Here is a 20,959-nt window from a genome sequence, read left to right as displayed (position 1 = left end):
CGTGAGCAGCGTGACCGCAGCGCCCCCGTCGAAGCCGAGGGCCCGCGCCGCCGCGAAGACCGAGGAACCGACCCGGTTCGGCACGTGGCTGGCCCGCCTCGACTCACCGGTGACGAGCTACTACGTCCTGCTGTCGGTGGCGGTCGTCCTCGTCGTCATCGGCCTGATCATGGTGCTGTCCGCCTCGTCGGTGAAGTCGCTCGTGCAGACCGACAACGCGACGCCCTACGTCTTCTTCCGCAAGCAGCTCCAGTTCGCCGTCCTCGGCGGCATCGCGATGGCGGTCGCCGCGCACGTGCCCGTCCGCACGTGGAAGGCGCTGTCGGTGCCGATCCTCGTGGGCGCGCTGTTCCTGCAGGTGCTCGTCTTCACCCCGTTGGGGGTGTCCGTCAACGGCAACCGCAACTGGCTCGGGGTCGGCCCCGTGTCGCTCCAGCCCTCGGAGTTCGCCAAGGTCGGGCTCGTCCTGGTCGGCGCCGCGGTGCTGTCCGCGAAGCGCCGTTCGCTCGGGCGCCTGCGCCACGTCATCGTGCCGTTCCTCTTCCCGGTCGCCCTCGCGACCATCGGGCTGGTCCTGCTCGGCCACGACCTCGGCACGGTGATGGTCATGGGTGGCATCGTCGCCGCCCTCCTGTTCGCCGCCGGCGTGCCGCGGCGCCTGTTCATCTGGGGTGCGTCGGCCTTCACCACCCTTGCCGTGGTCATGGTCGTGACCAGCCCCAACCGGCTGGCCCGGTTCGACGTGTGGCTGGGCAAGGACACCGACCCGTACGGTGCCGCGCGCCAGCCGCTGCACGGCCGGTACGCCCTCGCCGACGGTGGCTGGTGGGGCGTCGGCCTCGGCGCCTCCCGCGAGAAGTGGTCCTGGCTGCCCGAGGCGCACAACGACTTCATCTTCGCCATCCTCGGCGAGGAGCTCGGCTTGCCGGGCACCCTCGTCATGCTCGGCCTCTTCTGCGCCCTGACCCTCGTCTGCTACCGGATCGTGCTGCGCAGCAAGGACATGTTCGTCCGCATCGCCACCGCCGGGGTCATGGCGTGGATCGTCTGCCAGGCGATCATCAACATCGGCGCGGTCATCGGGCTGCTCCCGGTGATCGGCGTCCCCCTCCCGCTCGTCTCCTACGGTGGTTCCTCCCTCATGACGACCATGTTCGCCCTCGGCATGCTGCTGTCGTTCGCCCGGCAGGAGCCGGGCTGCGCCGAGGCCCTGTCCGCCAAGCCCTCGGTGGTCAAGCGCTCCCTCGCAGTCCTTCCCGGGCGGCGGAATCGCTGATGACTGCTGACACCCCCACGTCGGTCCTGCTGGCCGGTGGCGGGACGGCCGGCCATGTCTCGCCGCTGCTCGCCCTCGCCGACTGCCTGCGCCGCCGCGACCCCGACATCACCGTCACCGCCCTCGGCACCGAGACCGGGCTGGAGAGCCGGCTCGTGCCCGAGCGCGGCTACCCCCTCCTCACCGTCCCCAAGGTCCCGCTGCCGCGGCGTCCCTCGGCCGACCTGTTCCGCCTGCCCACCAGCCTGCGGACCGCTGTCGCCGCGGCCGAGCGGGCCATCGACCAGACGCAGGCGCAGGTCGTCGTCGGCTTCGGCGGGTACGTCTCCACGCCTGCGTACATCGCCGCCCGGCGACGCGGCATACCCGTCGTCATCCACGAGCAGAATGCCCGTCCCGGGCTGGCGAACCGGCTCGGCGCGCGCATCACGCGCTACGTCGCCACGACGTTCGCGAGCACGTCGCTCCCGCACGCCACCCCGATCGGGATGCCGTTGCGCCGCGAGATCAGCCAGCTCGACCGGGCTGCCTCGCGCGCCGAGGGCCTGGCCCACTTCGGGCTCGAGGACCACTGGCCCACCGTGCTGGTCACCGGCGGGTCGCTCGGGGCGCAGCGGCTCAACTCCGCCTTCCAGGCCCGGGCCGGGGTCCTGCGCGCCGCCGGGGTCCAGGTCCTGCACCTCACCGGGGCGGGCAAGGAGTTCGTGCCCGAGGTCGAGGGACCGGGCGCGCCCTACGTCACCGTCCCCTACGCCGACCGGATGGACCTCGCCTATGCCGCGGCCGACCTCGTCGTCGCCCGGGCCGGCGCCAACACGGTGTGCGAGCTCACCGCGGTGGGCCTGCCGGCGGTGTACGTCCCGCTGCCCATCGGCAACGGCGAGCAGCGCTTCAACGCCGCCGACGTCGTCGCTGCCGGAGGTGGCGTGATCGTCGACGACGCCGCGCTCAGCCCCGACTGGATCGACACCACGCTGCTGCCGCTGGTCATCGACGGCGACCGCCTCGAGGCGATGGCCGCCGCGTCCGCGGCGTCGGGTGCGCGGGGTGCGGACGAGGCGCTGGCCGACCTCGTCGTGCGCGCCTGGCGCGAGTCCGGTGGCGGCTCCGGCGCGACGCCGGGTCGTGGGGCGCAGCGATGAACGGCGCGAACGAGCGCTTCGACTTCACCGAGCCGGTCCCCCCGCTCGAGGACCTCGGGGCGGTGCACTTCATCGCGATCGGTGGCGCCGGCATGTCCGGGGTCGCCCGGGTGATGCTCGCCCGTGGGTGCACCGTCTCCGGGTCCGACGCCAAGGAGTCGCCGGTCCTCACCGCGCTCGGCGCCGAGGGGGCCACGGTCCACGTCGGCCACGACGAGTCCCACCTCGACGGCGCCGGCACCGTCGTCATCTCCTCGGCCATCCGCGAGAGCAACCTCGAGCTCGCCGCCGCCCGGCGGCGCGGCCTGCGCGTCCTGCACCGCTCGCAGGCGCTGGCCAGCACGATGGCGGGCTCGCGCCGGGTCGCGGTGGCCGGGGCGAACGGCAAGACGACCACCACGTCGATGCTCACGGTCGCCTTGCAGCACTGCGGGATCGACCCGTCGTTCGCCGCCGGGGGAGAGCTGGCCAAGCACGGCACCAACGCGCACTGGGGGACCGGTGACGTCTTCGTCGCCGAGGCCGACGAGAGCGACGGCTCGTTCCTCGTCTACCGCCCCGAGGTCGGGGTCGTGACGAACGTCCAGCCCGACCACCTCGACTTCTACGGCACGTTCGAGCGGGTGCAGGCCGCCTACTCCGACTTCGCCGCCTCCATCGAGCCGGGCGGACTGCTCGTCGCCTGCCACGACGACGAGGGGTCCCGCGCCCTGGCCCTCGCTGCCCGTGCCGATGGGGTCCGGGTCCTCACCTACGGCTTCGACCCCGCCTCCGACGTGATCCTGCGGGACGAGGTCGCCCGCGGGCTGATGAGCCGGGTCACCCTGACCGGCCCGGACGGCGTGGACCGCGCGCTGCGGATCAACATCCCCGGTCGGCACAACCTGCTCAACGCCGCAGCGGCCTACACCGTCGCCGTCGAAGGGCTCGGGCAGGACCCGACCCGTGTCCTCGACGGGTTGTTCGGGTTCACCGGCACCCGGCGGCGCTTCGAGCTCAAGGGCTCCGCAGCAGGGGTCACCGTCGTCGACGACTACGCCCACAACCCCGGCAAGGTCGCTGCAGTCGTGAGCACCGCGGCCGAGCTCGTCGGGGACAGGGGCCGGCTCGTCGTGGTCTTCCAGCCCCACCTCTACTCGCGCACCCGCGACTTCGCCGAGGCCTTCGCCCGGGCCCTGGCCCCGGCCGACCTCGTCCTGCTCATGGAGATCTACGGCGCCCGCGAGGACCCCGTGCCGGGTGTCTCCTCGGCCCTGGTGGCCGACGCCGTCACCGCGGTCGACCCCGCGGCCGACGTCCGGGTGGTGCCCTCCTGGTCGGCGGTCGCCGACACCGTCGCCGGGCTCGTCACGCCGGGGGACCTGGTCCTCACCGTCGGCGCCGGCGACGTCACGATGATCGGCCCGGAGATCCTGCGGGCCCTCGGGCGACCGTGACCCCGCCGACCGAGGGCCCCGGTCCCGGGCGTCCGGCCCGGCCGCGAGCCACGGGCTCGCCGCGCCCCGCCCGCGCCCCACGCCCGGCGGGTGCCGACGGCTCGTCCCCACGCCCCCGTCCTGCCGCGCCCCGTGAGAAGCCCCGGCCGGCCGGGCCCCGGGTCTCCCGTCCAGCCGTGCCCACCGGGCTGGCCTCCTCGGCGGCGAGGTTCCAGCGCCGCGCCCAGGACGTCCGGCGACGCCCGGTGCGCCTGGTCGCGTATGCCGCCGGAGCCCTCCTCGTCGTCGGCCTGCTCGTCTGGGTGGTGGCCTTCAGCCCCCTGCTCGCGGTGCGCACCGTCGAGGTGGTCGGGGTGCCCAGCTCGGAGGTGGCGCCGATCCGCGCCCTGGCCCGCGTGCCCCTCGGGCAGCCGCTGGCCCGGGTCGACCAGGACCTCGTCGCCGCCCGCGTGGCCGAACGTGCGACGGTGGCCGATGTGTCCATCGAGCGCTCCTGGCCGGGCACGTTGGTCATCCACGCCAGCCCGCGGGTGCCCTTCCTCGTGGTCAAGAACCCTCAAGGTCAACTGAAGGTTGTGGATGCCGAGGGGGTCGCGTACGCCCAGGTGAGTGCTGCCCCGAAGGGGGTTCCGACCGTGAACGCCGCCAGCGAGGCCGCCCTGTCACGCGACGCCCTGGCGGCGGCCGTCAGTGTCGTCAAGGTGCTTCCGGTGGGTGTGCAGCACCGGGTCGGCAACGTCACGGTGAGCAGCGCCAACCTCGTCACCCTCAAGCTGGGGAAGACGACCGTGATCTGGGGCGGAGTGGGCGAACCGGAGCGCAAGCTGGCGATCATGACTGCCCTGCTGCGGTCCTCGCCGAAGGTCATCGACGTGAGTGCTCCCGACACCCCGGTCACCCGCTGATCCCTCGTCGGTTCCACGCTGGTTCCCCCGCTGGTTCCCCTCTCTTCCCCGCGTGCGACAGTGGTGCTCGTGGGGCAGTTGTGACTGCTGTGGCGACCGTCCCCCGACGTCGGCCGAGAATCCCCGGAATCGGACGAATCCGTGCTGCGACACGCGGGGCGAAACTTGGCCTGCCGCCCACCCAGCGCATAGCGTCGGCGGCACCGGAAAGTTGACATAAGTGTAACCCTCGACTTGACGTCCAGACATTCAGCAGCACATCCAGCACCGCACTCAGGCACCGCATTCAGGAGAGGCCCACCGCCGTGGCAGCACCACAGAACTACTTGGCCGTCATCAAGGTCGTCGGCATCGGCGGAGGTGGCGTCAACGCCATCAACCGCATGATCGAGGTCGGCCTCAAGGGCGTCGAGTTCATCGCCATCAACACCGACGCCCAGGCGTTGCTGATGAGCGACGCCGACGTCAAGCTCGACGTCGGCCGTGAGCTGACCCGTGGGCTCGGCGCCGGCGCCGACCCCGAGGTCGGCAAGAAGGCCGCGGAGGACCACGCGGAGGAGATCGAGGAGGTCCTCAAGGGGGCCGACATGGTCTTCGTCACCGCGGGCGAGGGCGGCGGCACGGGCACCGGTGGCGCCCCGGTCGTGGCCAAGATCGCCCGGGGCCTCGGCGCCCTGACGATCGGTGTCGTCACGCGTCCCTTCACCTTCGAGGGCCGTCGTCGCGCCAACCAGGCCGAGACCGGCATCAGCAACCTGCGCGAGGAGGTCGACACCCTCATCGTCATCCCGAACGACCGGCTCCTGTCGATCAGCGACCGCGCGGTGAGCATGCTCGACGCCTTCCGCTCCGCCGACCAGGTGCTGCTGTCCGGTGTCCAGGGCATCACCGACCTCATCACCACACCGGGTCTGATCAACCTCGACTTCGCCGACGTCAAGTCCGTCATGCAGGGCGCCGGTTCGGCCCTGATGGGCATCGGCTCCGCCCGCGGTGACGACCGCGCGGTGCAGGCCGCCGAGCTCGCGATCTCCAGCCCGCTGCTCGAGGCCAGCATCGACGGCGCCCACGGCGTCCTGCTGTCCATCCAGGGCGGTAGCGACCTCGGGCTCTTCGAGATCAACGAGGCAGCCCGACTGGTCCAGGAGGCTGCCCACCCCGAAGCCAACATCATCTTCGGTGCGGTCATAGACGACGCCCTCGGTGACGAGGTGCGGGTGACGGTCATCGCCGCCGGTTTCGACGGCGGCGCTCCGCTCAAGCGCGACAACGACCGCGCCATCGGTCAGGTGCAGGGCACCTCCCGCCCGGCTCCCCAGTCGGCACCCGCCCCGGCACCGCAGGCGGCCCAGCCCGCCCCGGTGCAGCAGCCGGCGCCGGCGGCCCAGCCCCAGGCGCAGCCGCACCGCGAGCAGCCGAACCCGATGTTCCAGCCGTCCCAGCCCGCGGCGCCGACCCAGGAGCCGGCCGCCCCGCGCGAGCCGGCCGGGCGTCCGCCCCGGACGGTCACCTTCGACGAGGGCGACGACCTCGACGTGCCGGACTTCCTCAAGTAGGACGCTCGGCTCGAGCCAGCAGCACGCCGACAGGGGCGCCCGGACCACGAGGTCCCGGCGCCCCTGTCGTGTGCCCCGACGGCCGCGGTCACGTCGGCGGCCAGGGGCGGGCGGCCGGACCGCCCGAGCCGGGCAGTAGGTTTGGGGGCGTGTTCTTCGCGCGTGGTCGGTCCGGTCCGGTGCAGTGGGGTTTCACCGATCGTCAGGGCGGCGTCAGCGCCGGCGACTTCGGGTCGCTCAACCTCGGCGGCCACGTCGGCGACGACCCCGACGCGGTCGAGGCCAACCGGTCCCGCGTGGCGCAGGCCGTCGGCGTCGAGCGCGACCACCTGCTCTTCCTCCAGCAGTGCCACGGCAACGACGTCCTGCTCGTCGACGGACCCTGGGGCCCGGAGGGCTCGCCGCCTGCGGACGGGGTCGTGACCACGACACCCGGCCTGGCGCTGGCTGCCCTGGTCGCCGACTGCACCCCGGTGCTGCTCGCGGACCCCGAGGCCGGGGTGGTCGCCGCCGTGCACGCAGGACGTCCGGGCATGACCGCACGCATCGTCGACGTCGCCGTCGACCGGATGCGCGACCTCGGTGCCAGGCGGCTCCTCGCAGTCGTGGGGCCGTCGGTGTGCGGGCGCTGCTACGAGGTGCCGCTGGAGATGCGTTCGGCGGCTGCCGACGTGGCGCCGGAGTCGGCCGCGGTGTCGTGGGTGGGCACCCCTGCGATCGACGTCGCCTCCGGCGTCGTGGCGCAGCTGCACGCGAAAGACGTTGCCGTGCAGTGGATCTCGGGATGTGCCCGGGAAGAGTCCTCCCTCTACTCGTACCGTCGGGACGGGCGGACCGGCCGGTTCGCCGGCGTCGTCGTGCTGGACGCGGCATGAGCGGCGAGCGGCGCGCCGAGCTGGCGGCCAACCTCGAGGTGGTGCGCGAGCGCATCGCCCGCGCCTGCGACGCTGCAGGGCGCGACCCCGCAGACCTCACCCTCATCGCGGTGACCAAGTTCTTCCCCGCCTCCGACGTGGACCTGCTCGCCGACCTGGGCATCACCGCCATCGGCGAGAACCGCGACCAGGAGGTGTCCGCGAAGCTGCTCGAGGTGCGCGACCGCGACCGCCTCGACGTCCACTTCATCGGGCAGGTCCAGTCCAAGAAGGCGGGTTCGGTCGTCGGGTATGCCGACGTCGTGCAGTCCGTCGACCGACCCAAGCTCGTCACGGCCCTCGACCGGGCGGCCGGGACCGCGGGGAAGGTCACCGACGTCCTGGTCCAGGTGAACCTCGACGAGGCGAGCGGTCGCGGGGGAGTGGCGCCCTCCGGCGCGCAGGGGCTGTCCGACCTCGTCGCTGCCACCGACCACCTGCGCCTGCGCGGGGTCATGGCCGTGGCGCCGCTCGGTGTCGACCCCGCGCCCGCCTTCGCGCGCCTGCAGGAGCTGGCCCGCGCCATACGGGAGGAGCACGCCGGGGCGGGCTGGGTCTCGGCGGGGATGAGCGGTGACCTCGAGGCTGCCGTCGCCCACGGTGCGACACACCTGCGTGTCGGGAGCGCAATCCTCGGAACTCGGCAGTCACACCGGTAACTTCGGTCGCGAGCACGGACGACTCCGTACGACCCGAACGAACCTGAAACCCTGAAGGAGCTCTCACATGGCTGGGGCACTGCGCAAGACCATGGTGTACCTCGGACTTGCCGAGGACGAGCGCTACGACGGGTACGACGAGTACGACTACGACGAGCAGCCGGCCCGCGCCGAGGCGCAGCCGCAGCAGCAGCCCGAGCGCTCCGCCGCCGTCACCCCGCTGCCGCAGCGCACCCCGGTCGCCCGGGTCGTGCGCGACGTCGAGGTCGGCGCCCTCAACCGCATCACGACGATCCACCCGCGGACGTACAACGAGGCCAAGAACATCGGCGAGAGCTTCCGCGACGGCACCCCCGTCATCATGAACCTCTCCGACATGGACGACTCCGACGCCAAGCGCCTGGTCGACTTCGCCGCGGGCCTCGTCTTCGGCCTGCACGGCCAGATCGAGCGCGTGACCTCCAAGGTCTTCCTGCTCTCGCCGGCCCACGTCGAGGTCTCCGCCGAGGAGGGTGCCCCGGCGCCCACCGCTCGCGGCCTGTTCAACCAGAGCTGACCCGCACAGTCCGCACCCAGCCGACCATGGCAGGGTGAGCCCATGCTTGGGACCAGTGTCTTCGCGGAGATCGTCCGCTTCGTGGTGTTCGTGTTCTTCGTCGTCCTCATCGGACGACTGGTCCTGGACTGGGTGCAGGTCTTCGCCCGCGACTGGCGCCCGCGAGGGGTGCTGCTCGTCATCGCCGAGGCCATCTACTCGATCACCGACCCGCCGCTCAAGGCCCTGCGCCGGGTCGTCCCGCCACTGCAGCTCGGCAGCATCCGTCTCGACCTGGCCTTCCTCATCCTGTTCTTCGCGACGAGCATCCTGAGCCAGATCCTGTAGCTCTCTCGCCTCCTCCTGCGAGTGCTTGCCGATCCTCTAGGCTGGCGACCGGCCCAGTCTCTGGGACGCTTGACCTGCTCTGTTCACGCCTGCCAACCGAGGTGACTACATGACGCTCACGCCCGAGGACGTCCTCAACAAGAACTTCACTCCGACCCAGTTCCGTCGTGGCTACGACGAGCGCGAGGTCGATGACTTCCTCGACGAGGTCGTGGCCGAGATGCGCCGGGTCGTCAAGGAGTCCGACGACCTGCGCGACCAGCTCAACGAGTGCCGCCAGAGCAAGGGCATGCCGGCCGTCGCCAAGTCCGACGGCAAGGCGCAGGCCCAGAAGGCCGCCGACGCCAAGGCCGCCCAGGAGGCCGAGGCCAAGGCCGCGCAGCAGGCGTCCGAGCGCATCGCCGCCCACGAGGCCAAGGTCAAGGAGGCCGAGGAGGCCGCCGAGAAGCGCATCGCGGCCGCCAACGCCAAGGCCGAGGAGGCCGAGCAGGTCGCTGCCGCCCGCGCTGCCGAGGCCGAGCAGTCCGCCCAGGCCCGCATCGGCGGCGCCCAGGAGCAGGTCGAGGCCCACGCCGGTGATGCGGAGGCCCGCGCCCAGGAGGCCGAGCAGCGCATCGCCGAGGCCCAGCGCCAGATCGACGAGGCCCGTGCCCGCGCCGAGGAGGCCGAGGCCCGCGCCAAGCAGGCCGAGGAGCAGGCGACCGTCGCGGCAGCAGCCCCGGCCGCGCCGGCCGACGGCAACGCTGCCCCGATCGCCGCGGCCGTCGGTGGTGGCGGCAGCGCCGCAGCGCTGCTCGAGATGGCCCAGCGCCTGCACGACGAGCACGTCGGCCAGGGTGAGTCGACCCGGGACCGCCTGATCTCCGAGGCGCAGACCCGTCACGACGAGCTGGTCTCCACCGGTCAGTCGCAGCACGACGAGCTGGTGTCCACGGGCCAGTCGAAGCACGACGAGCTGGTCACCACGGGCCAGACCCGGCACGACGAGCTCATCGCGGAGGCCACCTCGCGCCACGAGCAGCTCATCACCGAGGCGCGCGAGCGCTCCACCGGGATGGTGCACGAGGCCCAGCAGAAGAAGGCGCAGATCCTCGAGGAGCTCGGCCGCGAGCGGAGCCTGCTCGAGATGAAGATCGACGAGCTGCGCACCTTCGAGCGCGACTACCGCGCCCGCCTCAAGAGCTACATCGAGGAGCAGCTGGCCGACCTCGACCAGACCGGCCTCGCCCCCGAGAGTGGACCGGACGACGACGCCGAGGGTGAGCACCGCGGCGACGGCGACCAGGACGCGCAGGACGGCGCAGCGCAGGACGAGCGCCAGCAGTAGCACGCCCCCGCCGGGTGCCAGAGCAGCGCCCGGCNCCGCGGTGGGCGCCTGTCGTCGTCGGTGCACACTCGAGGTGGACACAGGGTGTTTTGCCGTTGAGTCGCCGCCCTCCAGCGCTTATCCTCACCGCACCTGACAGCGCTCCCCGCGATCGTGGTGAGCGCCCTGCGACCGAGGGGCCCGGCACACATGGTTCACAAGGCACACGCCGCGACGAAGTCTGCCGCGCGCAAGGCAACCGCCACCGTCGCCCCGGCGAAGAAGAGCGCCTCCGCCGCCACGACGTCGGCGAAGAAGGCCGCGCCCGCGAAGAAGGCTGCGCCCGCGAAGAAGGCTGCGCCCGCGAAGAAGGCCGCGCCCATGAAGAAGGCTGCACCCGCGAAGAAGGCCGCGCCCATGAAGAAGGCTGCGCCCGCGAAGAAGGCGACGACCAAGGCCGCCGCGAAGTCTGCCGCTGCCACCAAGGCCGCCCCGGTGAAGAAGGCTGCGCCCGCGAAGAAGGCAGCTCCCGCGACCAAGGCGGCTCCCGCGACCAAGGCGGCTCCCGCGACCAAGGCGGCTCCCGCGACCAAGGCGGCTCTCGCGACGAAGGCGACGACGAAGAAGGCGGCCCCCGCCTCCCTGCGGGTCCGCGACGACGAGTCCCCGTGGACCGCCAAGGAGCTGCGCGAGGTGCGTGCCGAGATCGAGGGCGATGTCGCCCACCTCCGCCAGGAGATCCGGGTGGCCGAGGCCGACCTCGTCGGCCTGATGCGCGACGCCGGTGACGGCGCGGGCGACGACCAGGCCGATGCCGGTGCCAAGACCTACGAGCGGGAGCAGGAGATCTCGCTGGCCAACAACGCCCGCGACATGCTCGACCAGAACCTGCACGCCATCGAGCGCCTGGACAACGGCACGTACGGCATCTGCGAGTCCTGCGGCAACCCGATCGGCAAACTTCGCCTTCAGGCCGCTCCTCGTGCGACCCTATGCATGACATGCAAGACGAAGCAGGAGCGCCGCTGACCGCGGCCGACGAGTCCACCCCCACGCCTACCTCGAAGCAGACCGCCGCGCCCCACCCCGACCGCAGGGGGCTGTTCCGACTCCTCGCGGTGACGGCCGTGGTCGTCTACGCCGCCGACCAGCTCACCAAGATCTGGGCCCTGCAGTCGCTGACCCCCGGCGAGCCCGTCGCCATGATCGGCGAGTTCATCCGGCTCAACCTCATCCGCAACCCCGGGGCGGCGTTCTCCATCGCGAACAGCGCGACCTGGGTGCTGACCCTCATCGCGTTCGGGGTGCTCGTCTTCATCATCCGCACGGCCCGCAGGATCGGCAGCCGCGGCTGGGCGTGGGCGCTGGGGCTGCTGCTCGGAGGCTCGGTCGGCAACCTCACCGACCGCATGACCCGTGAGCCCGGCCCCGGTCGCGGTCACGTCGTGGACTTCATCGACTACTTCGGCCTGTTCATCGGCAACGTCGCCGACATCGCGATCGTCAGTGCCGCGGTGCTCATCGGCATCCTGGCGTTGCGCGGCATCGGTGTCGACGGCGAGCGTCCCGGTCGCCACGAGGCCGGTCACGACACCAACCACGACACCAACCACGACACCAGCCACGACACCAACGACGACACGAAGCACCCCACCCACCACGAACGCGGCCACGCCGCCGGTCAGGACACCCCTCATGCCTGACGCCCGCACCCTGTACGTCCCCGACGGTCTCGAGGGCGAGCGCGTCGACGCCGCCCTGGCCCGCCTCTTCGGCGTCTCCCGCACCAAGGCCGCCGACCTCGCCCAGGCCGGCGACGTCCAGCTCAACCACGCGCCGGCCGGCAAGTCCGACCGCGTGACGGCCGGTGACCTCCTCGAGGTGCTCCTGCCGACCCCGGAGGACAGCCCGAGCCTCAAGGTCATCGCCGAGCCGGTCCCCGGCATGGGGATCATCCACGACGACGACGACATCGTCGTGGTCGACAAGCCCGTCGGCGTCGCGGCCCACCCGAGCGTGGGCTGGACCGGCCCGACCGTCGTCGGTGGTCTCGCCGCCGCCGGGTACCGCATCGCCACCAGCGGGGCGAGCGAGCGCCAGGGCATCGTGTCGCGCCTCGACGTCGGAACCAGTGGCTTGATGGTCGTGGCGAAGTCCGAGTACGCCTACAGCGTCCTCAAGCAGGCCTTCCGCAGCCGCACCGTCGACAAGAAGTACCACGCGCTCGTCCAGGGCCTGCCCGACCCGGTCGTCGGCACCATCGACGCCCCCATCGGCCGCCACCCCGGCCACGACTACAAGTTCGCGGTCATGGACAAGGGCAAGCCGAGCGTCACGCACTACGAGGTCATCGAGGCCTTCCGGGCGGCGTCGCTGCTCGACATCCACCTCGAGACCGGTCGCACCCACCAGATCAGGGTGCACTTCTCCGCGCTGCGGCACCCGTGCGCGGGCGACCTCACCTACGGCGCCGACCCGACCCTGGCCGCGCGCCTGGGCCTGGAGCGGCAGTGGCTGCACGCGGTCGGCCTCGGCTTCGAGCACCCCGGCACGGGCAAGCACGTCACCTTCGAGAGCCCCTACCCGGCGGACCTGCAGAGCGCGCTCGACCGCCTCTGAGGCACCACGCACGACGGTGGGGTATGGCGCGGACCCGGGTCTGCGCCATACCCCACCGGTCGTCATCCGGTCGCGCAGGGGTGTGTCGGGAACCCGTCGCGACACGGAGGGGCGACACGCCGGAGGGCAGTCGGTGGGGCGGCTTAGACTCGTCCCGATGTCCTCCCAGCCCGCCGCCCCCACCGCTCGTTCCGGGTCGAAATCCGACTCGTTCGTCCACCTGCACGTGCACACCGAGTACTCCATGCTCGACGGTGCGGCGCGCATCGGTGACCTGTTCACCCGGGCCGCCGAGATGGGGATGCCGGCCCTGGCCACGACCGACCACGGCTACGTGTTCGGGGCCTACGAGTTCTGGAAGAAGGCCCAGGGGACCGGCGTGAAGCCGATCATCGGCGTCGAGGCCTACGTCACGCCCGGCACGCACCGCACCGACAAGACCCGCGTGAAGTGGGGCGACGAGTCCCAGTCGCGCGACGACGTCTCCGGCTCGGGCGCCTACACGCACATGACGCTGCTGGCCAAGAACAACAACGGCCTGCACAACCTGTTCCGGCTCGACTCGCTCGCCAGCCTCGACCAGGTGTACGCCAAGTGGCCGCGCATGGACCGCGAGCTGCTCAGCACCTACGGCCAGGGCCTGATCGCCACCACCGGCTGCCCGTCGGGGGAGATCCAGACCCGCCTGCGGCTCGGCCAGTACAAGGAGGCCATGCAGGCGGCGAGCGACTTCCGCGACATCTTCGGCGCCGAGAACTACTTCTGCGAGCTGATGGACCACGGCCTCGACATCGAGCGCCGCGTCCAGAAGGACCTGCTCAAGCTGGCCCGCGAGCTCAAGCTGCCGCTCGTGGCGACCAACGACCTGCACTACTCCAGCCCCGAGGACGCCAAGGCCCACTCGGCGCTGCTGTGCGTGCAGTCCGGCTCGACGATGATGGACCCCAACCGGTTCAAGTTCGACGCCGACGACTTCTACCTCAAGAGCCCGGCCGAGATGCGCCACACCTGGCGCGAGCTGCCCGAGGCCTGCGACAACACGCTCCTCATCGCCGAGATGTGCGACATCTCCTTCACCGAGGGCGAGGGCCGCTTCATGCCGCGGTTCCCCTGCCCGCCCGGGGAGAACGAGGAGAGCTGGTTCGTCAAGGAGGTGCACACCGGCCTGATGGAGCGGTTCCCCGGTGGGGTGCCGGAGTACGCGACGAAGCAGGCCGAGTTCGAGATCGACGTCATCGCCTCCAAGGGGTACGCCGGCTACTTCCTCGTCGTCGCCGACTTCATCAACTGGGCCAAGAAGAACGGCATCCGCGTGGGTCCCGGTCGTGGTTCGGGTGCCGGCTCCATGTGCGCCTACGCCATGAAGATCACCGACCTCGACCCGATCCCGCACGGCCTGATCTTCGAGCGCTTCCTCAACCCCGAGCGCGCGTCGATGCCCGACTTCGACATCGACTTCGACGAGCGCCGACGCGGCGAGGTCATCAAGTACGTGACGGAGAAGTACGGCGCCGAGCGCGTCGCGCAGATCGTCACCTACGGCACGATCAAGGCCAAGCAGGCGGTCAAGGACGCGTCCCGCGTGATGGGCCACCCCTTCGTCGTCGGCGAGCAGCTGACCAAGGCGATGCCCCCGGATGTCATGGGCAAGGGCGTCCCCCTGTCGGAGATCTACAACAAGGACCACAAGCGCTACAACGAGGGTGGCGACTTCCGGGCCCTGGTCGAGTCCGAGCCGCACTTCAAGGAGATCGTCGAGACCGCCAAGGGCCTCGAGGGGCTCAAGCGCCAGTGGGGCGTCCACGCCGCCGGCGTCATCATGTCCAGCGAGCCGCTGATCGACGTCATCCCGATCATGCGACGGCTCCAGGACGGCCAGGTCATCACCCAGTTCGACTACCCGAGCTGCGAGTCGCTCGGCCTGGTCAAGATGGACTTCCTCGGCCTGCGCAACCTCACGATCCTCGACGACGCCATCGAGAACATCAAGGCCAACCGCGACGAGGACATCGACCTCGACGCGCTGTCCAAGGACATGACCGACAAGGCGACGTACGACCTGCTCGCCCGCGGCGACACCCTCGGCGTCTTCCAGCTCGACGGCGGCGGCATGCGCACGCTGCTCAAGCTCATGCAGCCCGACAACTTCGAGGACATCTCCGCCGCCCTCGCGCTCTACCGCCCGGGGCCGATGGGCGTCAACGCGCACACCAACTTCGCGCTGCGCAAGAACGGCAAGCAGATCCTCACGCCGCTCGACCCCCAGCTCGAGGGCAAGCTCCAGCAGGAGATGATCGACGCCCTCGGGCCGATCCTCGGCACGACCTACGGCCTGGTGATCTACCAGGAGCAGGTCATGGAGATCGCCCAGAAGCTCGCCGGCTACACCCTCGGCAACGCCGACCTGCTGCGTCGCGCCATGGGCAAGAAGAAGAAGGAGGTGCTCGACGCCGAGTACGTCCCCTTCTCCGAGGGCATGAAGGCCAAGGGGTTCAACGAGGCCTCGATCGCCGCGCTGTGGGGCGTCCTCGTCCCGTTCTCCGACTACGCGTTCAACAAGGCGCACACCGCCGCCTACGGGTTGGTCTCCTACTGGACCGGCTACCTCAAGGCCAACTACCCGGCCGAGTACATGGCCGCGCTGCTCACCAGCGTCGGCGACGACAAGGACAAGTCCGCGCTCTACCTCGGCGAGTGCCGTCGGATGGGCATCAAGGTGCTGCCCCCGGACGTCAACGACTCGGTGGGGAGGTTCGCCGCCGTCGGCACCGACATCCGCTTCGGCCTCCAGGCCATCCGCAACGTCGGCCACAACGTCGTCGAGGGGATCATCGCCGCGCGCGAGGAGAAGGGGCGCTTCACCTCGTTCAAGGACTTCTTGTCCAAGTGCCCGGCCGTCGTGTGCAACAAGCGCACCATCGAGTCGCTGATCAAGGCCGGGGCCTTCGACGGGCTCGCCGAGTCGCGCCAGGGCCTGGTCCGGGTCCACGAGGACTACGTCGACAACTTCGTCGACATCAAGCGCCAGGAGGCCATCGGCCAGGACTCGCTGTTCGGGTCCTTCGGCGGCGACGACAGCGGCGCGGAGTCGGTGGACTTCTCCGTGCTGCCACCCATCCCGACGACGGAGTGGGACAAGAAGACGCTGCTGCAGTTCGAGCGCGAGATGCTCGGCCTCTACGTCTCCGACCACCCGTTGTTCGGCATCGAGCACGTGCTGAGCTCGCACGCCGACACCTCCATCGCGAGCCTCACGGGAGAGGACGGCAAGCCCGAGGGCTCCAACGTCACGATCGCCGGGCTCATCACCGGCCTGCAGGTCAAGCGCACCAAGAAGGGCGACCTCTGGGCGATCGTCACGGTGGAGGACCTCGAGGGTGCCATCGAGTGCCTGTTCTTCCCCTCGGCCTACCTCACGGTCCAGCACGCCCTGACCCACGACGCCGTCGTGGTCGTCAAGGGTCGGGTCAACCGGCGCGACGACACCCCGTCGATCTACGCCTCCGACCTCACGCTGCCCGACATCTCCGAGGGGCCCCGCGGGCCGGTCGTGGTCACGATGGACACCAACCGGGCCACGGCGGCCAAGGTCGAGGAGCTCAAGTCCGTGCTCTCGTCGCACCCGGGGTCGACCGAGGTGCACGTCCGGCTCAGCCAGCCCGGCCGGTCGGTGCTGATGAAGCTCGAGGACGCCTACCGCGTCAACGCCACCGAGGCGTTGTTCGGCGACCTCAAGGTGATCCTCGGGCCACGCTGCCTCGTCGGCTGAGGCACCCGTAGTGTTCGTGGCGTGAGCACGCCTTCGGTCACCCCGCTGACACCACCGCGTCCCGAGCACCGCGACACCATCCGTGAGCACCACGGCGATGTCGTCGTCGACCCGTACGAGTGGCTGCGCGACAAGTCCGACCGCGCCGTGGTGGCCCACCTCGAGGCCGAGAACGCGTATGCCGAGGCTGCCACCGCGCGGCTCCAGCCACTGCGGGACGAGATCTTCGAGGAGATCCGCTCGCGCACGCAGGAGACCGACCTCTCGGTGCCGGTGGCCAGCGGACCGTGGTGGTACTACTCGCGCAGCTACGAGGGGTCGCAGTACTCCGTCGAGTGCCGCGCGCCGCGGGTCGAGGGCGCGCCCCGGCCGAACCCCGGCGCAGGGGCCTCCATCGAGGGGGAGCAGGTCCTGCTCGACGGCAACATCGAGTCCAAGGGACACGACTTCTTCGCCCTCGGCGCGCTGAGCATCAGCCCAGACCACCGGCTGCTCGCCTACGCCATCGACACCGAGGGCGACGAGCGCTTCGCCCTGCGCATCAAGGACCTCGGCACGGGGGAGGTGGTCGACACCGCCGTGCAGGAGGTGGGCTACGGCTGCGTCTTCTCCTTCGACGGCCGCTACCTGTTCTACACGCGCGTCGACGAGACCTGGCGTCCGCACCAGACCTGGCGGCACGAGGTCGGCTCGCCCGCCGACACCGACGTGCTGGTCCACGAGGAGCCCGACGAGCGCTTCTGGATGGGGCTGGGCTCCTCGCGCGACGACCGCTGGATCATGATCGGCCTCGGCTCCAAGACGACCTCCGAGGTGCGCCTGCTGGACGCCACCGACCCGCTCGGTGAGTTCCGCGTCGTCGCGCCCCGCCGCGAGGGCGTCGAGTACGACGTCGAACCCGCGGCTGACCGGCTGCTCATCGTCCACAACGCCGACTCCATCGACTCCGACCTCGCCTGGGCGCCGCTCGACGCGACCTCGGCCGACCAGTGGCAGCCGCTCATGCGCTCCGCAGGGGGCGAGAGGTTCCAGGGCGTGGAGGCGTTCGACGACGTCGCCGTCCTCGCGCTGCGACGGGACGGGCTCACGGCCGTGCGGGTCCTCGAGCGCGACGCCTCCTCCCCGACGGGGTATGGCGCCTCGCACGACCTCGACTTCGACGAACCGGTCTACTCGGTGGGGCTGGGGGAGAACCCCGAGAGCGCCACGACCAGCCTGCAGGTCGTCTTCGAGTCCCTGGTCACCCCGCGCACGGTGCTGGACTACGACCTGGGCACCCGCGAGTACACCCTGCTCAAGCGACAGTCCGTGCTCGGTGGCTACGACCCGACGCAGTACGAGCAGCGGCGCGAGTGGGCCACCGCCGAGGACGGGACCAGGGTGCCGATCTCGCTGGTCTACCCCGCCGGCAGCGTGCCCGACGGCAGCCGTCCCGGCATGCTGACCGCCTACGGCTCCTACGAGATCTCCTCCGACCCGTACTTCTCCGTGGCCAGGCTGTCCCTGCTCCAGCGCGGGTTCGTCTACGCCATCGCGCACGTCCGCGGCGGCGGGGAGCTCGGCCGCTCGTGGTACGACCAGGGCAAGCTCACGCACAAGCGCTCGACCTTCACCGACTTCGTGGCCTGCGCCGACCACCTCGTCGAGACCGGCTGGGTCCACCCGGACCGGCTCGTGGCCGAGGGCGGGTCGGCGGGTGGTCTGCTCATCGGCGCCGCGATCAACCTCGCGCCGCAGCGGTTCAGGGCGGTGCACGCCGCGGTGCCCTTCGTCGACGCGCTCACGACCATCCTCGACCCGAGCCTGCCGCTCACCGTGGTCGAGTGGGAGGAGTGGGGCAACCCGCTCGAGGACCCCGAGGTCTACGCCTACATGAAGTCCTACTCGCCGTACGAGAACGTGCACCGCGCGCCATACCCCGCCGTGCTGGCGACCACGTCGCTCAACGACACGCGCGTGTACTTCACCGAGCCGGCCAAGTGGGTGGCCCGCCTGCGCGAGAACACCACCAGCGGTCCGGATGAGCGCCCTGTGCTGCTGCGCACCGAGATGGTGGCCGGCCACGGCGGCAAGAGCGGCCGGTACGACTCGTGGCGGCAGGTGGCGTGGGAGTGGGCCTTCCTCGTCGACCAGGCCGGGGCAGCGACGATCTCCCGGGAAGGCGTTGCCCCACACGCCTCATGAACCGGGCCGATCGGCCGATGGGAGGGTCAACAGACAGATGAGGCCCCACGGCACCAGGTGACCCTGCGCTGCGTGGAGGCGAAAGGTGGAGCAGGTGGTCGACGTCGGTACGCAGGGCACGCGCGCGCTCGCTGCCCACACCGACTGGGCCGCCACCGCGACCGGTGCCGCCGACCAGTGGCCCGCGGCCCTGCTCGCCGCCTGGGACCTCGCCCTCGACTCCCTCGTGCCCACCGCCCTGCTCGTGGGTCCGCGCCGGGTGCTGCTCTACAACGACGCCTTCGCGGAGCGGCTCGGGACCCGTCACCCGGCCGCGTTCGGCTGCCCGGCGCAGGAGGTGCTCCCGGAGCTGTGGAGCGAGTCGCACCTGGGCGGCCTGATCGACCGGGTCCTCACCGACGGTGACCCTTTCCTCGACGCAGACTCCCGCGTAGGGCACCTGCCCGTGGGGGCGCCCGAGACCTCCGGCGTCCCCCTGCTCGGCCACCACCTGCGCACGGCGTCCGCCGTCCGCGACGGAGCCGGTGCGGTGGTTGCAGCGCTGCACGTGGTCGTCGAGACCTCCTCGAGCCACGACCGGGCGCGGGCCGTCGCGGAGCTGGCGACTGCCCTCGGCACCGCCGTCACCGTGGACGACGTCTGCAAGGTGGTGCTCCGCGAGGCCGTGACGGCCTTCGGCGCGCGGACCGCCGGCATCTGCCTGCCCTCACCGGGACCGGGCGGCTGGCGCATCGCCCGGCGGCACCGGATCGAGGACCTCTCCCCGGACGAGGAACGTCTGCCGCTCATCTGGTCTGAGGTGCCCGACGACCTCGCCGAGACGGTCTCGTGGGCCGTCGACGAGGGGGAGGTGCACCGGTCGGGCTCCGGTGAGCTCGTCGTGGTCCCCCTCGAGGCCCGCGCGATCCGCGCCGCGGTCGTCGGCTTCAGGGAAGCCACCCCGTTGCCGCCCTCGCTGGGGACGGTGCTGTCCGCGTTCACCGACCTGGTCGCCGAGGCGCTCGGGCGCGCGGTCGTCTACGACGCCGAACGCTCCACCGCTGAGCTGCTCCAGCGGACCCTGCTGCCCCCGAACCTGCCCCAGTCCGACGCGGTGAGCGTCGCGGCCCGGTACGAGCCGGTCTCCGAGGGCACCGTCGCAGGTGGCGACTTCTACGACTCGTTCTTCCTGCCCGACGGGCGGCTCGCCCTCGTCATCGGTGACGTCGTCGGCCGTGGCGTGATGGCGGCCACGGTGATGGGCCAGGTGCGTGCCGCCGTCCGCGGTGCGGCGCTCGCGAACAGCCGTCCCGAGGCGGTCATGGGCGCCCTCGACCGCGTGGTGTGGGACCTCGACGCCCTCTGGCCGGCGTCGCTCCCGCTCGGCACGACTCGTGCCCGACCGGGGATGTCCTTCGGTGGCGAGCTCTTCGTCACCATGCTCTACGCGACCATCACACCCGACACCGGTGTCGTCGAGATCGCCAGCGCCGGGCACCCCCTGCCCGCCCTGCTCTCCGGCCGGGCGTCCCGCGACGACGGTGCGCCCCGCGGTCGACTGCTCAGCATGCCGGTGGGCCCGCCCCTGGGCATCGCCGGAGCGCGCCCGGCCACCGAGCTGGTCCTCGAGGTCGGCGACATGCTCGTGGCCTACACCGACGGGCTGCTCGAGCGTCGCGGCGAGGACCTGGTCCGCGGCGAGGAGCGGCTGCTCGCGGTGCTCGCCGACGTCCCGCCCAGCAGCCCGCGCCGGGTGGCGCAGGTCGTCATGGAGGCGATGGTGCCGCGGACCGGTCAGGAGGACGACTGCGCGGTGCTCACCGTCGGCCGCTCGCCGGCCGGGCACCGGCGGTGCTCGGTCGTCGTGCCGCCGATGCCGGAGTCGGTCAAGGCGGCCCGTGACTGGGCCCGCGCCCAGCTCACGCAGTGGCACGTCGACGACGCCGACCAGTACACGATCGTCACCGGGATCTCCGAGCTCATCACCAACGCCGTCCTGCACGCGGGCACCGAGTCGCACCTCACCATGGACCTGGACTCGGGCCAGGTGTCGGTCACCGTCGCCGACAGCGGGAACCGCGGGGAGCCGTTGCTCACCGGCGGCGAGTCGATGGCCGTCCGTGGGCGCGGGCTGTCACTCGTGCAGGCCATCAGCGACGCCTTCGGCTCGCACCGCACCTCAGCCGGCACGACCGTGTGGTTCGAGGTCGCGGTCACCCCGGCGGGAACGACGTCGACCCTCGACCTGCCCGCGGTGGGGGAGCCAGTGCGCTGAGTGGGCCTGTGGACGTCACGTGACGTCCTGACCCACCCAGCGCACCGACGACGGGG

16 protein-coding genes are annotated in these 20,959 nt (G+C 71.4%); all 16 read left to right on the top strand.

Translation table 11 applies throughout. From position 1 onward, the window contains the following. The first annotated feature begins 1 nt into the window (after position 1). The 16 genes from ftsW to ABD286_RS03640 all read left to right on the top strand — a co-directional run bounded on the left by ftsW (position 2) and on the right by ABD286_RS03640 (position 20,903). The gene (gene ftsW / locus ABD286_RS03715; RefSeq protein WP_344190390.1) at positions 2-1,276 is read left to right on the top strand and encodes a putative lipid II flippase FtsW; all 1,275 of its coding nucleotides are present in this window, start codon (positions 2-4) and stop codon (positions 1,274-1,276) included. Further along, a complete protein-coding gene (murG, locus tag ABD286_RS03710; RefSeq protein WP_344190388.1) occupies positions 1,276-2,418 on the top strand; it encodes an undecaprenyldiphospho-muramoylpentapeptide beta-N-acetylglucosaminyltransferase in 1,143 nt (380 codons plus the stop codon). The genes ftsW and murG overlap by 1 nt, the downstream gene beginning before the upstream one ends. Further along, entirely contained in the window at positions 2,415-3,854 is a 1,440-nt protein-coding gene (murC, locus tag ABD286_RS03705) for a UDP-N-acetylmuramate--L-alanine ligase (protein ID WP_344190386.1), read from the top strand. The genes murG and murC overlap by 4 nt, the downstream gene beginning before the upstream one ends. 176 nt (positions 3,855-4,030) lie before the next feature. Further along, entirely contained in the window at positions 4,031-4,759 is a 729-nt protein-coding gene (locus ABD286_RS03700) for a cell division protein FtsQ/DivIB (protein WP_344190384.1), read from the top strand. Between the two features lie 305 nt (positions 4,760-5,064). Next, positions 5,065-6,315, top strand: coding sequence for a cell division protein FtsZ (gene ftsZ / locus ABD286_RS03695; RefSeq protein ID WP_344190382.1), 1,251 nt, complete (start codon positions 5,065-5,067; stop codon positions 6,313-6,315). Between the two features lie 149 nt (positions 6,316-6,464). Then, positions 6,465-7,190 carry a peptidoglycan editing factor PgeF gene (gene pgeF / locus ABD286_RS03690; protein ID WP_344190380.1) on the top strand — a complete coding sequence of 242 codons (726 nt, stop codon included), beginning with the start codon at positions 6,465-6,467 and terminating at the stop codon, positions 7,188-7,190. Then, positions 7,187-7,888: a YggS family pyridoxal phosphate-dependent enzyme gene (locus ABD286_RS03685; protein WP_344190378.1), complete on the top strand. Its 702-nt coding sequence runs from the start codon at positions 7,187-7,189 to the stop codon at positions 7,886-7,888. Before pgeF ends, ABD286_RS03685 begins: the two co-directional genes overlap by 4 nt. A gap of 67 nt (positions 7,889-7,955) precedes the next feature. Next, positions 7,956-8,444 (top strand): cell division protein SepF, encoded by a 489-nt coding sequence (locus ABD286_RS03680; protein WP_344190376.1) that lies wholly within the window; start codon positions 7,956-7,958, stop codon positions 8,442-8,444. Between the two features lie 42 nt (positions 8,445-8,486). Beyond that, complete coding sequence (locus tag ABD286_RS03675; protein WP_344190374.1) at positions 8,487-8,771, top strand: YggT family protein; 285 nt, start codon at positions 8,487-8,489, stop codon at positions 8,769-8,771. 109 nt (positions 8,772-8,880) lie between these two features. Further along, positions 8,881-10,098, top strand: a complete 1,218-nt coding sequence (locus ABD286_RS03670; RefSeq protein WP_344190372.1) for a DivIVA domain-containing protein — start codon at positions 8,881-8,883, stop codon at positions 10,096-10,098. 189 nt (positions 10,099-10,287) lie between these two features. Next, positions 10,288-11,106: a TraR/DksA family transcriptional regulator gene (locus ABD286_RS03665; protein ID WP_344190370.1), complete on the top strand. Its 819-nt coding sequence runs from the start codon at positions 10,288-10,290 to the stop codon at positions 11,104-11,106. Further along, positions 11,079-11,780: a signal peptidase II gene (gene lspA, locus ABD286_RS03660; protein ID WP_344190368.1), complete on the top strand. Its 702-nt coding sequence runs from the start codon at positions 11,079-11,081 to the stop codon at positions 11,778-11,780. The genes ABD286_RS03665 and lspA overlap by 28 nt, the downstream gene beginning before the upstream one ends. Continuing rightward, a complete protein-coding gene (locus tag ABD286_RS03655; protein WP_344190365.1) occupies positions 11,773-12,696 on the top strand; it encodes an RluA family pseudouridine synthase in 924 nt (307 codons plus the stop codon). Before lspA ends, ABD286_RS03655 begins: the two co-directional genes overlap by 8 nt. Before the next feature lie 157 nt (positions 12,697-12,853). Then, a complete protein-coding gene (gene dnaE, locus ABD286_RS03650; protein WP_344190363.1) occupies positions 12,854-16,465 on the top strand; it encodes a DNA polymerase III subunit alpha in 3,612 nt (1,203 codons plus the stop codon). 21 nt (positions 16,466-16,486) lie between these two features. Next, positions 16,487-18,649, top strand: a complete 2,163-nt coding sequence (locus ABD286_RS03645; RefSeq protein WP_344190361.1) for a S9 family peptidase — start codon at positions 16,487-16,489, stop codon at positions 18,647-18,649. A gap of 94 nt (positions 18,650-18,743) precedes the next feature. Continuing rightward, entirely contained in the window at positions 18,744-20,903 is a 2,160-nt protein-coding gene (locus ABD286_RS03640; RefSeq protein ID WP_344190359.1) for an ATP-binding SpoIIE family protein phosphatase, read from the top strand. Positions 20,904-20,959: the final 56 nt, after the last annotated feature.

Origin of the sequence: Pedococcus aerophilus, from assembly GCF_039532215.1 — a bacterium.
Classification (GTDB): domain Bacteria; phylum Actinomycetota; class Actinomycetes; order Actinomycetales; family Dermatophilaceae; genus Pedococcus; species Pedococcus aerophilus.
The sequence above is the reverse complement of the archived record's forward strand: the minus strand, read 5'-3'. Positions and strand labels throughout refer to the sequence as shown.